This window comes from Pseudomonas sihuiensis (assembly GCF_900106015.1).
GTDB lineage: Bacteria > Pseudomonadota > Gammaproteobacteria > Pseudomonadales > Pseudomonadaceae > Aquipseudomonas > Aquipseudomonas sihuiensis.
Window position 1 is genome coordinate 2,415,109 of record NZ_LT629797.1, and the last position, 13,931, is coordinate 2,429,039.

At 59.7% G+C, this 13,931-nt stretch carries 12 protein-coding genes; 8 read left to right on the forward strand and 4 right to left on the reverse strand.

What is annotated here, in order from left to right; all coding sequences use genetic code 11:
- Positions 1–6: 6 nt before the first annotated feature.
- Positions 7–762 (reverse strand): winged helix-turn-helix domain-containing protein, encoded by a 756-nt coding sequence (locus BLT86_RS11345; protein ID WP_017674890.1) that lies wholly within the window; start codon positions 760–762, stop codon positions 7–9.
- A gap of 762 nt (positions 763–1,524) precedes the next feature.
- Between BLT86_RS11345 and BLT86_RS11350 the strand changes: the two genes are divergently transcribed.
- The 6 genes from BLT86_RS11350 to BLT86_RS11375 all read left to right on the forward strand — a co-directional run bounded on the left by BLT86_RS11350 (position 1,525) and on the right by BLT86_RS11375 (position 10,103).
- The gene (locus BLT86_RS11350; protein ID WP_017674891.1) at positions 1,525–4,434 is read left to right on the forward strand and encodes a ribonucleoside-diphosphate reductase subunit alpha; all 2,910 of its coding nucleotides are present in this window, start codon (positions 1,525–1,527) and stop codon (positions 4,432–4,434) included.
- A gap of 509 nt (positions 4,435–4,943) precedes the next feature.
- Entirely contained in the window at positions 4,944–6,194 is a 1,251-nt protein-coding gene (locus BLT86_RS11355) for a ribonucleotide-diphosphate reductase subunit beta (RefSeq protein ID WP_017674892.1), read from the forward strand.
- 107 nt (positions 6,195–6,301) lie between these two features.
- On the forward strand, positions 6,302–6,850 hold the full coding sequence (locus BLT86_RS11360; RefSeq protein WP_092376784.1) for a DUF4062 domain-containing protein: 549 nt from the start codon (positions 6,302–6,304) through the stop codon (positions 6,848–6,850).
- 48 nt (positions 6,851–6,898) lie between these two features.
- A protein-coding gene (locus tag BLT86_RS11365; protein ID WP_086005911.1) for an IS3 family transposase occupies positions 6,899–8,061 on the forward strand; the annotation gives its coding sequence in 2 pieces (ribosomal slippage) (positions 6,899–7,154 and positions 7,154–8,061; 1,164 coding nt in all).
- A gap of 123 nt (positions 8,062–8,184) precedes the next feature.
- Entirely contained in the window at positions 8,185–8,559 is a 375-nt protein-coding gene (locus BLT86_RS25780; protein ID WP_157719677.1) for a hypothetical protein, read from the forward strand.
- 977 nt (positions 8,560–9,536) lie between these two features.
- Positions 9,537–10,103, forward strand: coding sequence for an isochorismatase family protein (locus BLT86_RS11375; protein ID WP_017674894.1), 567 nt, complete (start codon positions 9,537–9,539; stop codon positions 10,101–10,103).
- A 43-nt stretch (positions 10,104–10,146) separates the two neighbouring features.
- On the opposite strand, the gene BLT86_RS11380 is transcribed toward BLT86_RS11375, so the two are convergent.
- Entirely contained in the window at positions 10,147–10,338 is a 192-nt protein-coding gene (locus tag BLT86_RS11380) for a DUF1289 domain-containing protein (RefSeq protein WP_026088376.1), read from the reverse strand.
- On the reverse strand, positions 10,322–10,657 hold the full coding sequence (locus BLT86_RS11385; protein ID WP_017674896.1) for a hypothetical protein: 336 nt from the start codon (positions 10,655–10,657) through the stop codon (positions 10,322–10,324). Before BLT86_RS11385 ends, BLT86_RS11380 begins: the two co-directional genes overlap by 17 nt.
- A 227-nt stretch (positions 10,658–10,884) precedes the next feature.
- On the opposite strand from BLT86_RS11385, the gene BLT86_RS11390 reads away from it, so the two are divergent.
- Complete coding sequence (locus BLT86_RS11390; protein WP_092376787.1) at positions 10,885–12,057, forward strand: GGDEF domain-containing protein; 1,173 nt, start codon at positions 10,885–10,887, stop codon at positions 12,055–12,057.
- 109 nt (positions 12,058–12,166) lie between these two features.
- Entirely contained in the window at positions 12,167–12,862 is a 696-nt protein-coding gene (locus BLT86_RS11395) for a GNAT family N-acetyltransferase (protein WP_092376790.1), read from the forward strand.
- A gap of 152 nt (positions 12,863–13,014) precedes the next feature.
- Here BLT86_RS11395 and BLT86_RS11400 read toward each other — a convergent pair whose 3' ends face one another.
- Positions 13,015–13,914 (reverse strand): LysR substrate-binding domain-containing protein, encoded by a 900-nt coding sequence (locus BLT86_RS11400; protein WP_026088377.1) that lies wholly within the window; start codon positions 13,912–13,914, stop codon positions 13,015–13,017.
- Positions 13,915–13,931 lie beyond the last annotated feature (17 nt).

Below are 13,931 nucleotides of genomic sequence, written 5' to 3' on the forward strand. Positions count from 1 at the left end.
GCCCGATCAATCGCGCAGGATCGGCGGCGCATCACCGAACGGCAGCGCCTCGGCAGCCTCAGCGACGAACAAATACCCCTTGCTGCGCACCGTCTTGATCATCCGTGGGTGCATCGGGTCATCGCCGATCTTCGGGCGGATGCGCGAAATGCGCACGTCGATGGAGCGGTCCTGGCCATCGTACTCGATACCGCGCAGGGAATTGAAGATTTCCTCGCGCGACAGAATGCGCCCGGCATTGGCCGCCAGCAGCCAGAGCAGATCGAACTCGGCGCTGGTCAGCTCGATGCCCTGCTCGCCCAGCCAGGCTTCGCGCATGGCGCTGTCGATGGCCAGCGCGCCGAACTGCAGACGCCGCGGCTGACCTTCATCACGCTCGCTTTCGCTACCCTCACGGCGGCGCAGCAGCGCACGAATGCGCGCCAGCAGCACACGCGGGCGCACCGGCTTGCACACGTAGTCATCGGCGCCCATCTCCAGGCCCAGCACCTGGTCCATATCGTCGGTGCGCGCGGTGAGCATCAGGATCGGCCCCTTGTAGCCGCTGCGCACCTTGCGGCAGATGCTCAGGCCATCTTCACCCGGCAGCATCAGGTCGAGGATCACCAGATGCGGTTGCTCGGCGAGAATCCGCGCCGCCGCACGCGCGCCATCGGCTTCGATGGCCACACGCAGGCCGTTGCCCTCCAGATACTCGCGGGTCAACTGCGCCAGGCGCTGGTCATCCTCGACGATCAGAATCTGCCACGCTTCTTGTTCCACACCCTTTCCCCTTTGCATAGCGGCAAGTGCCGCAAACACCGCCGTCATTCTAGGGGCTGAGCGCGTCTCGGTGCGAGCGACAAACCAGCGCCCAGACCTGGCGCCTGGTTAAGCACAGCACATGCCAAAAGCACTATATATAGTGGTAGTCTGTGCGCCGCCGAACAGCTTCGCCACGTCGCTGAAAACCTTCCGCCAGGAGCGACGAACGGTCATTAGCAGCCAGAGCCAGAGAACACGCGGGCTACGCTGTTAACACCCACAAGGCACTCACAGCTTATCCACAGGCTGTTCTTTTTCTAGCGCCTTGCAATGCCTCCAACAGCGCACTATCTTGTATCCCCATTGCATGGCACCCACCAGATGTTGGGTTACCGCAGAAAACGGGACACAAAAAGAACGAATCGCGCAAGCCCTTTTCACAGGGTTTTCCAGATGTCCCGGCTAACCGTTTCGCCCTGACCCAGGCCTGGCCTGGGTTACAGCCGCGCAGCAACGCCAGACGTTGCGTGTGAGCCGGTCAGACAGCGGTCTTATCCGCCAGTCGACCACTATATGTAGTAGGCGGGGTGTGGTAATGCCCCGCTGTGACTTATGCGCCAGGACGGCACTTGAAGTCGTGTCCACCCTGCCCGCTCTTGCGACACCCCGTACCCGGCCCCGCTGCCGCGTGCGGCTCAGTTGTTAATGGAATGAACGGCGGACAGGGCACGGTTTCTAATCGTGACGTCCAACCAAAAATTACAGAACACGGAGATCTCCATGCATACCGACACTACTCGCGAGAACCCGCAGGCCGTGGCGCCGCAGGCCGCTGAATCCTCCCAGGATCTGGCTGCCACCGCGCCCGGCCAACTGCGTGTGATCAAGCGCAACGGCACTGTCGTCCCCTACACCGATGACAAGATCACCGTCGCCATCACCAAGGCCTTCCTCGCAGTAGAAGGCGGCACCGCAGCCGCTTCGTCGCGTATCCATGACACCGTCGCGCGCCTGACCGAGCAGGTCACCGCCACCTTCAAGCGTCGCATGCCGTCCGGCGGCACCATCCACATCGAAGAGATTCAGGACCAGGTCGAACTGGCCCTGATGCGCGCCGGCGAGCAGAAAGTTGCCCGCGACTACGTGATCTACCGCGAAGCCCAGGCCAACAAGCGCAAGAGCGCCAATGCCGGCAGCGACATCGCCCAGCCGCACCCGAGCATCCGCATCACCACCGCTGGCGGTGAACTGCAGCCGCTGGACATGGGCCGCCTGCAAACCATCATCACGGAGGCCTGTGAAGGCCTGGCCGAAGTCGATGGTTCGCTGATCGAGCGCGAAACCCTGAAAAACCTGTACGACGGCGTCGCCGAGAAGGACGTCAACACCGCCCTGGTGATGACCGCCCGTACCCTGGTCGAGCGTGAGCCGAACTACAGCTACGTCACCGCACGCCTGCTGATGGACAACATCCGCGCCGAGGCCCTGAGCTTCCTCAACATCACCGCCAGCGCCACTCACCACGAGATGGCCGAGCTGTACGCCAAGGCCCTGCCGGCCTACGTCGAAGCCGGCTCGCAATTCGAGCTGCTCGACCCGAAACTCAAAGAGTACGACCTGGAGAAACTGGGCAAGGCGCTGAACCACGAGCGCGACCAGCAGTTCACCTACCTGGGCCTGCAGACCCTGTACGACCGTTACTTCATCCACAAGGACGGCATCCGTTTCGAACTGCCACAGGTGTTCTTCATGCGCGTGGCCATGGGCCTGGCCATCGAAGAGCCGAAGAACCGTGAAGACCGCGCCATCGAGTTCTACAACCTGCTGTCCTCGTTCGACTACATGGCGTCGACCCCGACCCTGTTCAACGCCGGTACCCTGCGTCCGCAGCTGTCCTCCTGCTACCTGACCACCGTGCCGGACGACCTGTCGGGCATCTACGGCGCCATCCACGACAACGCCATGCTGTCGAAATTCGCCGGCGGCCTGGGCAACGACTGGACCCCGGTGCGCGCGCTGGGCTCCTACATCAAGGGCACCAACGGCAAATCCCAGGGCGTCGTGCCCTTCCTGAAAGTGGTCAACGACACCGCCGTGGCGGTCAACCAGGGCGGCAAGCGCAAGGGCGCGGTCTGCGCCTACCTGGAAACCTGGCACATGGACATCGAGGAATTCCTCGAGCTGCGCAAGAACACCGGTGACGACCGTCGTCGTACCCACGACATGAACACCGCCAACTGGATTCCGGACCTGTTCATGAAGCGCGTCTTCGAAGACGGCAAGTGGACCCTGTTCAGCCCGAGCGAAGTACCGGATCTGCACGACCTCACCGGCAAGGCCTTCGAAGAGCGCTACGAGTACTACGAAGCCCTGATCGAGTACGGCAAGATCAAGCTGTACAAGACCATCCAGGCCAAGGACCTGTGGCGCAAGATGCTCTCGATGCTGTTCGAGACCGGCCACCCATGGCTGACCTTCAAGGACCCGTGCAACCTGCGCAGCCCGCAGCAGCACGTGGGCGTGGTACACAGCTCCAACCTGTGCACCGAGATCACCCTGAACACCAACAAGGACGAGATCGCGGTCTGCAACCTGGGCTCGGTCAACCTGGTCAACCACATCGTCGACGGCAAGCTGGACATCGAGAAACTCGGCCGCACCGTGAAGACCGCTGTGCGCATGCTCGATAACGTCATCGACATCAACTACTACAGCGTCGACCAGGCGCGTAACTCCAACTTCAAGCACCGTCCGGTCGGCCTCGGCCTGATGGGCTTCCAGGACGCTCTGTACCTGCAACACATCGCCTACGGCTCCGACGCTGCCGTCGAATTCGCCGACAAGTCGATGGAAGCCATCAGCTACTACGCCATCCAGGCTTCCTGTGACCTGGCCGAAGAGCGCGGCGCCTACAGCACCTTCGAAGGCTCGCTGTGGAGCAAAGGCATCCTGCCGCTGGATTCGCAGCAAATCCTGATCGAAGCCCGTGGCCAGAAGTACATCGACGTCGACCTGTCCGAGTCGCTGGACTGGGCACCGATCCGCGAGCGCGTGAAGAAAGGTATTCGTAACTCGAACATCATGGCCATCGCGCCGACCGCGACCATCTCCAACATCATTGGCGTGTCGCAGTCCATCGAGCCGACCTACCAGAACCTGTACGTGAAATCGAACCTCTCCGGCGAATTCACCGTGATCAACCCCTACCTGGTTCGCGACCTGAAGAACCGCGGCCTGTGGGACAGCGTCATGGTCAACGACCTGAAGTACTACGACGGTTCCGTGCAGCAGATCGAGCGCATCCCGCAGGATCTGAAAGACCTGTACGCCACCGCCTTCGAAGTGGAAACCAAGTGGATCGTCGACGCCGCCAGCCGCCGTCAGAAGTGGATCGACCAGGCTCAGTCGCTGAACCTGTACATCGCCGGCGCCTCGGGCAAGAAGCTGGACGTGACCTACCGCATGGCCTGGTACCGTGGTCTGAAAACCACCTACTACCTCCGCGCCCTGGCCGCCACCAGCACCGAGAAGTCCACCATCAACACCGGCAAGCTCAACGCAGTGTCCGCTGGTGGCGACGAAGGCTTCTCGGCCAAGGCCCAGGCTCCTGCCCAGCAGGCCGCCCCGGCCCCGGCGCCCGTACCGAAAGCCTGTGCCATCGACGAACCCGACTGCGAAGCTTGTCAGTAAGGCTGACGCGTGGATCTGAGCGGCATTCGCGGCGTTACCTGCTAGAGCGGCCCCCATCACGTACATGCGTACGCTCAGGGGCTCCACTCCAGCAGGTGCCTTGCGACTACTCGCTCAGTTGCACGCTCGAAAGTCTGATGTAGTTCTAAAGCAAAGCAACAGTCAGTCCCCTCTCCCGCTTGCGGGAGACGACTGCAGGGATGCAGGAGGTAGGGTGAAGCAGGAAGCCCGAACCGAGGGTTAGGGAGAGGGCAAGGCTCTTCCGTAGGAGCGGCTTCAGCCGCGAAGCTCGCGGATAAATCCGCTCCTACCTGAGCCCTGCCCCTCCCCACAAAATTCCCGCCCCTCCTCCCCCGGGTCGAGGGGCAAGGGTCAGCCAGCAATCCACCGCCTGCTGACCAGTGGTACCCGTTTACCCTTGCGCGCATCACGCAACGGAACATAATTCAAATTATCTGTATATCCATACAGGCCGGTTTATTCGCCGGCCCTCACGCAGGAGCCAAGCCATGCTGAGCTGGGATGAATTCGACAAGGAAGACGGCGCAGAAGCAGCCGCCGCAAGCAATGCCAACGCACAGAGCGCCGGCACCAACTTCGACAAGCTCGACAGCGAAGCTGCCGGCTCGGTCGAGCAGGCCCGCGCCGTCGACGCCAACGACTCCGAGGCCGTGGCTCGCGCCAAGAAAGCCCTGAACGACCTCGACATCCAGGAAGGCCTGGACGACCTCGAAGGTGCCTCCGCACGCGTGCAGGTCGGCGACAAGCAGATGATCAACGCCCGCGCCGACCTCAACCAGCTCGTACCCTTCAAGTACGACTGGGCCTGGCAGAAGTATCTGGATGGTTGCGCCAACCACTGGATGCCGCAGGAAGTGAACATGAACGCCGACATCGCGCTGTGGAAATCCACAGACGGTCTCAGCGAAGACGAGCGCCGCATCGTCATGCGCAACCTCGGCTTCTTCTCCACCGCCGACAGCCTGGTTGCCAACAACCTGGTACTGGCCGTTTACCGCCTGATCACCAACCCCGAGTGCCGCCAGTACATCCTGCGCCAGGCCTTCGAGGAAGCGATCCACACCCACGCCTACCAGTACTGCATCGAATCGCTGGGCATGGATGAAGGCGAGATCTTCAACATGTACCACGAGATCCCGAGCGTCGCGAAGAAAGCCTCCTGGGGCCTGAAGTACACCCGCTCGATCTCCGATCCCAAGTTCGAAACCGGCACCCCGGAAACCGACCGTCAGTTCCTGCGCAACCTGATCGCCTACTACTGCGTACTGGAAGGCATCTTCTTCTACTGCGGCTTCACCCAGATTCTCTCCATGGGCCGACGCAACAAGATGACCGGCACCGCCGAGCAGTTCCAGTACATCCTGCGTGACGAGTCCATGCACCTGAACTTCGGCATCGACGTGATCAACCAGATCAAGATCGAGAACCCGCACCTGTGGGATGCCCAGATGAAGGACGAAGCGACTCAGATGATTCTGCAGGGCACCCAACTGGAGATCGAATACGCCCGTGACACCATGCCGCGCGGCGTACTGGGCATGAACGCGGCGATGATGGAGGACTACCTCAAATTCATCGCCAACCGCCGCCTGACCCAGATCGGCCTGAAGGAAGAGTACCCAGGTACTACCAACCCCTTCCCGTGGATGAGCGAGATCATGGACCTGAAGAAGGAGAAGAACTTCTTCGAGACGCGAGTGATCGAGTATCAGACTGGTGGGGCGTTGAGCTGGGATTGATGGCTCGCTGACATCAGAGTAGATTGACCCTACACCTGCCAGGGATGTTGGGGTTGAAGCCAAATAAAAAGCCCCGCCTAGTGCGGGGCTTTTATTAGGAAGAATAAATGGATAAGAAATATCAAGTTTTTATTAGCTCTACTTATTCCGACCTAAAAGAAGAACGAAGCAAAATATTTCAAACACTTATGGAACTCGACTGTATACCGGCGGGAATGGAGCTTTTTCCAGCAACTGACGAGGAACAATTCGAGTTCATAAAACGCATAATAGATGACTGCGACTATTATCTATTAGCAATCGGAGGACGGTATGGCTCAACAACTGCACAAGGCATTAGTTACACAGAAAAAGAATATGATTACGCAATAGAAAAAGGCATTAAAGTTGTTGCGCTTCTCCACGAAAAACCTAATGAAATACCTTATGAAAAATCGGAACAAAACGAAATTTCTAGAAAACTCTTAGAGTCTTTTAGAGAAAAAGCTGCAACAGGTCGACTCGTGCGCTTTTGGAAAACGGCAGAGGATCTACCTGGCATAGTCGCTCTAAGCATGGCAAAAACTATAAAAATGTTTCCCGCAACCGGCTGGGTAAGAGCCAACCTTGCAGAAAACAGAGAGTCTTCTAAGGAGCTAGCTGTAGTGGTCTGCTGATTCCGGACACCAATTTAGGCGAAAATCCTCGCCACTAAGAGGTGTTCGATGAGTAAGCAACGACGTACGTTTTCTGCCGAGTTCAAGCGAGAGGCTGCGGTCTTGGTGCTGGATCAAGGCTACAGCCATATCGAGGCCTGCCGTTCGCTGGGCGTCGTGGACTCGGCATTGCGCCGCTGGGTGAAACAGCTCCAAGAAGAGCGCCTCGGCGTCACCCCGAAAAGCAAAGCATTGACTCCCGAACAGCAGAAAATCCAAGAGCTGGAAGCCAGGATCGACCGACTGGAACGGGAGAAAGCGATCCTAAAAAAGGCTACCGCTCTCTTGATGTCGGACGAGTTCAATCGTACGCGCTGATAGACCAGTTGAGTGAGCGGGAGTCGGTGGAAGTGGTCTGTTCAGCCTTCGACGTGGTGCGGTCTTGCTACTACGCCCATCGTCTACGGCGCTGCCGTGTTGATGCGCGCCGCGTTGCACTGCGCAGTCAGGTCAATCAGCTGTTCAACCAGAGTCGAGGATCGGCTGGTAGCCGAAGCATTCTGGGCATGCTGCGTGAGGATGGCGTAAGCATTGGCCGCTTTCGCGTGCGTCGGTTAATGCGCGAGTTGGGCCTGGTCAGCAAACAACCAGGCTCGCATGCGTACAAGCAGGCTACGGTTGAACGGCCAGATATCCCGAACCGGCTGAACCGTGCGTTCGCCACCGAACGACCCAACCAGGTCTGGTGCGGCGATATCACCTACATCTGGGCGCAAGGCCGCTGGAATTACTTAGCGGTGGTGCTGGATCTGCATGCACGACGAGTAATTGGCTGGGCATTCTCCGCCAAGCCGGATACGGAGTTGGTCATCAAGGCGCTGGATATGGCCTACGAGCAACGAGGCAAACCGCAGCAGGTGCTGTTTCATTCCGATCAGGGCAGCCAGTACGCCAGCCGCCTGTTTCGGCAGCGGTTGTGGCGATATCGGATGGAACAGAGCATGAGCCGTCGAGGTAATTGCTGGGACAATTCACCGATGGAGCGGTTGTTCCGGAGTCTGAAGTCGGAGTGGGTTCCGCCGACCGGTTACCTGACAGCTCAGGAGGCTCAGCGGGACATCAGTCATTACCTGATGCACCGCTACAACTGGATCAGGCCACATCAATTCAACGACGGGCTGCCGCCCGCCGCTGCCGAAGAAAAACTTAACCCACTGTCCGGGATGGGTTGACCACTACAAGCGCGTCTAAGTATAGAAAATCACGAGTTACGTGAAGAGCTGAAAACCCTAAAAGAGACAATTCAAAAAACGGAATCAAACGGGGAGATAAAAGAAATCCTCAAAACATCCGAAGTGGAAGTATATATCTATTATCACGACTCAAAAGACTGGGAAGCCCAGAAAAAATCAACACTGCTTAGCATTTTCTCATTGATCGCACCAGAACTAATCCAGGAAAAATCATCAACTGACATAAATTACTCTCTTGCATTCCATCTCAAAGATGATCCCAAAAGGGAAATAAGAGGAACCTGGCCATTACCCACAAACAATGTCACCGATTGGCTGGCAGACTTAGCCGCATTAAATTTAGTGGAGCCATCAAGCCGCAAGCATGCGGTATCAGATAAAAATGAATATTGGCAGCTAACAAACTTCGCCAAAGAATTCCTAAAAGACATGCGACTAAATCGATTGAAAGAAGAAACCAAGGGCACAATAAAATAAAAGGCTACGAAGTGCGTTGATCACCCTAGAGAAAAAGGGGACAGATTTGAATGGCACTTACTTAGCCCTCCTTGGATGTCCCTTCTTCTGGATTTCCGTGCGTTGCGCTGGGCGCGCTCGGGTTAGTAGTGGATAGGGTTTTGGCCTTCGCTTGAGTGCTCGCAGAAAAAGGGGACAGATTTATTTTCTGTGTCGCGCTCTTCTACTGGTTTCGCCCTTACGGCGAGTCACTTTCTCTTTGCTCGCGCGAAAGAGAAAGTAACCAAAGAGAAAGCGCGCCCGGCATCCGGGTTTCGCTGCGCGAAACTCCCCTCGCTCCGGCTCTGCTCCGAGGGTCGTCGCGAAGGGCCATCCCTGGCCCATCACTCCTCGTTTGGCATCCATGCCAAACGCCCCTCTCCACAGCACCTCCACTCGGCCTCCTGACGGGATTCGGAGACCGAGTCGCCTGACCTGTCCGCGCAGAAAAAACAAAAAGAAAAAAGCAGAGCCCAAGCATTGCGGCTTTGCCGCAATGCTTGGGCTTCTTTGGATTCTGGTACGCCAATCTCGCAGGCAACGCCAAACGCCCCGTCAGGAGGCCGAGTGGAATCGTTGTGTAAGGGGTTGAGCGGCATGGATGCCGCGAGAGCCGCGATGGGCCAGGGATGGCCCTTCGCGGCGTGCCCCTGGAGCAATGATGGAGCGAGGGAACCCGACGAAGTCGGGCCGGATGGCAGGGGCAGAGACCTTTTGCTTACTTTTGGGGCGTCTGCCAAAAGTGAGCCGCTGTAAGAGCGGAACCGGTATCGGCAACAACGTAGAAGCGGCGGGTTCACGCCGAAGGGAAGAGAGCTGGCTCACCATCGCAATGGTGGATGAAAAAAGCGTCATCCACCCTACGCCTGCCGGCAACGCTGAAGCTATCGAGCTGCCATGGTTGTTGATAGAAAAACACTGCAGCACACTGCACCCACATCGTAAGGAGACGACACCAAATGCCGAACACGCCCAGCCCAATCCCCTTGATCATCCTCGACGTTCAGGACGCCATCGACCAGCCCGTCTGGAATGACAAAAGTCACCCCGGTTACCTGTCCGTCATCCAACGTCTCCTGCAATTCTGGCGATCAAACGGCTGGCCAGTTCTTCACGTAAAGCACGATGAAAAGACGCCCACCTCCAGCTATTACCTTCACGGCCCCTGGAATGGCATCAAAAAGGAAGTCGCGCCGATAGAGGGCGAGGCCGTCATCATCAAGCATGAAAACTGCGCGTTCATAGGCACCCAACTGGATGCCACGCTGAAGGGAATGAATGCAAATCGCATCGTGCTGACGGGCGTTGTGATTCACAACAGCATGGATGCCACCGTCCGCGCAGGCAAAGCGCTCGGGTACAGCATCATCCTCCCGTCAGATGCCACAACTGCCGTACCTGTAACAGGGCCAGGTGGAACCCGCTGGGATGCCTCGACCGTGCACGAGCTGACGTTGGCCATACTGGGCGCCGAATATGCTGAGGTCATGTCATCAGAGGATGTGATCGCACGGCTTAGTAAGTAGCCCGGACAACCGCTGACGGTGGATGAAAAAAGCGTCATCCACCCTACTGACCTTTACCCTTCTTCTTGGCAATCGCCTTCATCCGCGCCGCGGCCTTCTGCACGCAGGCCATCTTCTCCGGCCGTTTCATGCCCCGCCATTTGCGGATTTCCTCACGCGTGCGCCCGCAACTGACGCACAGCTCGCTGTTGAGCTGGCACAGCGACACGCAGGGGTTCTCAATGTCCTTGGCCACGCTTGCCCCTTGCCGGTCGCTCGACCGAGAACGCTACGTGTTCAGCGATGTTGGAAACGCTGATGCCCACTTCATCGAAAGCGCCTAACGTCAGCGCCAGCATTCGCGCCTTGTCCGAACTGGCGAGTGCGCGCGCCCTGCTCGCCTCGCTGTCGAACATCCAGATCACGCGCAAGCTCTGCGGAAACCGCTCGTAGTCCACGTCATGGGTCAGCCACTGGAAGCCGACGATTTCGCTTTTCGCCGTTTCACAGGCAAGGGTCAGGGTGCGGATCAGCTCGCGCTCGATGCCTGAGTGTTTTCGTTTCGGCGATGGCATAAGACGCGTCCGGGTCGGTGTTCAGGGCGCGCCATGTTACCCGAGACGCACCAAGCCCGGTTGCAGCACTGGAGTTGCTCAAGCCACAGGTAAAGCGCCCAACGCCGATGTTGCTCGACCGTCAGCCCTTGGAAAATCATCACTACCCCTTAAACTCTGCTCCCCAAAGACCGCCGGTGTGATGCCCACCGCGCGCTCGTCATCGATCCATACAGGCCCTGCAGAACATGGCGTTCGACGCCCCCACCATGCTGACCCTCACCGTCGCCCTCGCCGTGGCCGCTGCGCTGTACCTGGCGGTAGAGTGGCGCAACGTAAGGGAGTCGCCCTTGCTGTTCTGGAGTGCGGGCTTCGCGACCATCGCCATCGGCTCGACCCTTGCCCTGCTGCGCGGCAGCGGCCTGATCCTGATCGGTATCTGGTTCGCCAATGGCCTGCTGGTCACGGCCCACTGGTTGTTCCTGCTGGGCGTTGCACGCTTCACCGAGGCGCGCTTCTCGCGAGCCTGGTACCTGATCTTCGTCGCCTGGCTGGCGATGCTGCTCCTGCCGGAGGGACCGCTGTGGTCCCGAGTCATGCTGTTCACCAACTCGATGCTGGTCGCCCTGGTCACCCTCAAGGCCAGCGCCCTGCTGCGCCCTCATGGCAGGTCATTGAGCGTGGGCGCCGTTCAGTTGCGCTATGTATTGCTGATGCATGGCCTGTTCTATGCGGCCAAGGCAATGACCGCCGTGATTCCCGGCACGCTGATAGACCTGAGCGCCTTTCGTGGTTTGATCATCCAGGTGTCGCTGGTGGAAGGTGCCATGGCCCTGATGCTGATTGCCCTGTCGATGACCGGCACCGTACGTTGGCGCCGCGAGAAACGCATCGAGCGCCTGGCCGCTCGCGATCCACTGACCGCGCTGTACAACCGCCGCGCGCTGGAAGCGAGAGCCGGCAACCTGCTGAAGGAAACCTCGCCGGCTCGCCCTGGCGCGCTGCTGCTGATCGATATCGACAACTTCAAGCAGGCCAACGATCTCCACGGCCACCTTGCGGGGGACCACCTACTGATCGCCCTCGGCGAGATGCTGCGCGCGCTGCTGCCGGAGCGCGCGCTCACCGCTCGCCTGGGCGGCGACGAGTTCGTCATCCTGATGGGCGATGCGTCGACTGAGCGCGTCGTGGCCCTGGGCGATACGCTGCGCCAACGCTTCAATCACATGGCATCGCAGGCTTTCGCCACACCGCAGGCCGTCACCCTGAGTATCGGCGCCACGCTGTTCGACCGACCACCGGCCAGCCTGGCAGCACTGATCGAACAAGGCGACGCCGCGCTCTATCAGTCCAAGCGCGGCGGCCGCAACAGCACGCGGGTGGATGACCGCACAGGTGGCGAGTCGCGGCCGACCGGATAGCGGCAACAACACCCAGCAGCACCGAACTGTAAGCCGGAGACGGATCATGCGCGCAGCCTGCGGGTTACAATCCACGGCCCACGCATTCTCCAGCGGAACCCATATACCGATGTTCACCCTTTCCCACCTCAGCAGCCCGCCGCCCGAGTCCCTGAAGAGCCAGGTGCAGCAGATGGTGGTGGACTACTTCGCCGATGTCAGCGCAGTACCGCTGCTGCCGAGCAATCCGCTGTATCAGCTGTACCAGTACGTGATCGGCTATGAGCTGCATCTGCACCTGCAGACCATGAACGGCGAGGCCGAAGGCCCCGTGCAGTTGCTACTGGCGCTGGACGATGAAGACCCGGCCCGTGTGCTGGGGTTTGCCCTGTATCTGCCGAGCCCGGACGATGCTGCCGCCTGCACCCTCGCCTATCTGGCGGTAGATGCCGCACACCGCCGTAAGGGCATCGGCCACGCACTGCTGCAGCGCGTGCTAGCGCATCGTCCGCACCTGGAGCTGGCCTGCGTGGCAGCCAAGGTGCCGCTGTTCGAGGCCCTGCGCTTGCAGGTGCTGGCCGCTCAAGGTGCGCTGGTTGTGATGAGCAGCCGCGACTATCGCTCCAGTGGTATGGTGGCGGTCGCCGACCTGGCGCCGGTGTTTGCCTCCACGGAGGTCAGGCAGATTCACGCTTACCTGCTCAAGCAGCACGGCCAGCGCGCCATGCAACAGGCGGAAAAACAGCGTGACGCGCACCTCGACGCGCTCGCCCTTCAGGCTCAGCAACTGGTCGACGAGCGCCTGCCCTCGCGCGCGCTGCATTGACTGGATCAGCGATGCCCGCTCCTTCTTGAAAAGCTGCCGGGCTTCATCCTCGATCTTTTGCAGATCCATGGGTTCAACTCTCGCTTGTATACCGGCAAATCGTGTCACGGATGCTTAGCGGGTGCTGTGGCTGCGGCCTCTGAGAACAGTCGTCACACCGAACACAAGCCACCCGGCACCGACATGATCCACTCCCGCACCGCGAGAATGGTCGGGTCATTGATGCGGCTCTCCGGGTACACCAGAAAGAACGGCTTGCCTTCCAGTTCCGGGCCGAAGGGCTGCACCAGTCGTCCCTCTCTCAGCTCATCCTCGATCAGTTGCCGACTCATCAGCGCCACGCCCTGGGCGCCGACGGCCGCCGAGACGGCGTGGGTTTCGTCGGAGAACACCAACCCGGCACTGACATCCAGCCCCGGCACCTGAGCCTGTTTCTGCCAGACGGCCCAGTCCATCGGCGAGGAGATCGCTGCCTGGTTACGAAAATGAATCAGCGTATGCCTGGGCAGCTCAGTCGCATCGTGCAGCCCCAGCAACGGGCTGCAGGCCGGGACAAAGGTGTTGTCGAAGAGTTTTTCCGCCACCAGGCCGGGCCAGCGGCCGTCGCCGTAGCGAATGGCGATATCTGCCGTGACACCATCGAGCGCCACCGGTTCGTGCGAGGCGTGGATACGCAGGTCGATATTGGGGTGGGAGTCGCGCAGCATGCATACCCAGGACAGCAGCCAGCGCACGGCCACTGCCGGCGTGGTGCTGAGGGTAATGGCCTGTCGGCTGGGCGTCGCGCTGAGGCGTTCGACCGCGGCGCCGATGCTGTCGAAGGCGCTTTCCAGCACCTGCTGCAGTTCACGTCCGGCCATGGTCAGTTCCAGCTGACGCGGCTTGCGCACGAACAGCGCGACGCCGAGGGATTCTTCCAGTGCGCGAATCTGGTGACTGATCGCTGTGGCGGTAACGGAAAGTTCTTCCGCGGCCTGCTTGGCGCTTTCGTGGCGTGCGGCCGCCTCGAAGGCGCGCAAGGCGGAAAGCGGAGGGAGTCGGCGCCGGCTCATGCCTGAATTTTCCTCAT

What these genes read in the sequence shown, in the direction of transcription:
- BLT86_RS11375 (WP_017674894.1), top strand. Translation starts at nt 9,537, where the DNA reads ATGCCGAACACGCCCAGCCCAATCCCCTTGATCATCCTCGACGTTCAG.
- BLT86_RS11355 (WP_017674892.1), top strand. Translation starts at nt 4,944, where the DNA reads ATGCTGAGCTGGGATGAATTCGACAAGGAAGACGGCGCAGAAGCAGCC.
- BLT86_RS11395 (WP_092376790.1), top strand. Translation starts at nt 12,167, where the DNA reads ATGTTCACCCTTTCCCACCTCAGCAGCCCGCCGCCCGAGTCCCTGAAG.
- BLT86_RS11385 (WP_017674896.1), bottom strand. Translation starts at nt 10,657, where the DNA reads ATGCCATCGCCGAAACGAAAACACTCAGGCATCGAGCGCGAGCTGATC.
- BLT86_RS11360 (WP_092376784.1), top strand. Translation starts at nt 6,302, where the DNA reads ATGGATAAGAAATATCAAGTTTTTATTAGCTCTACTTATTCCGACCTA.
- BLT86_RS11350 (WP_017674891.1), top strand. Translation starts at nt 1,525, where the DNA reads ATGCATACCGACACTACTCGCGAGAACCCGCAGGCCGTGGCGCCGCAG.
- BLT86_RS11390 (WP_092376787.1), top strand. Translation starts at nt 10,885, where the DNA reads ATGGCGTTCGACGCCCCCACCATGCTGACCCTCACCGTCGCCCTCGCC.
- BLT86_RS11400 (WP_026088377.1), bottom strand. Translation starts at nt 13,914, where the DNA reads ATGAGCCGGCGCCGACTCCCTCCGCTTTCCGCCTTGCGCGCCTTCGAG.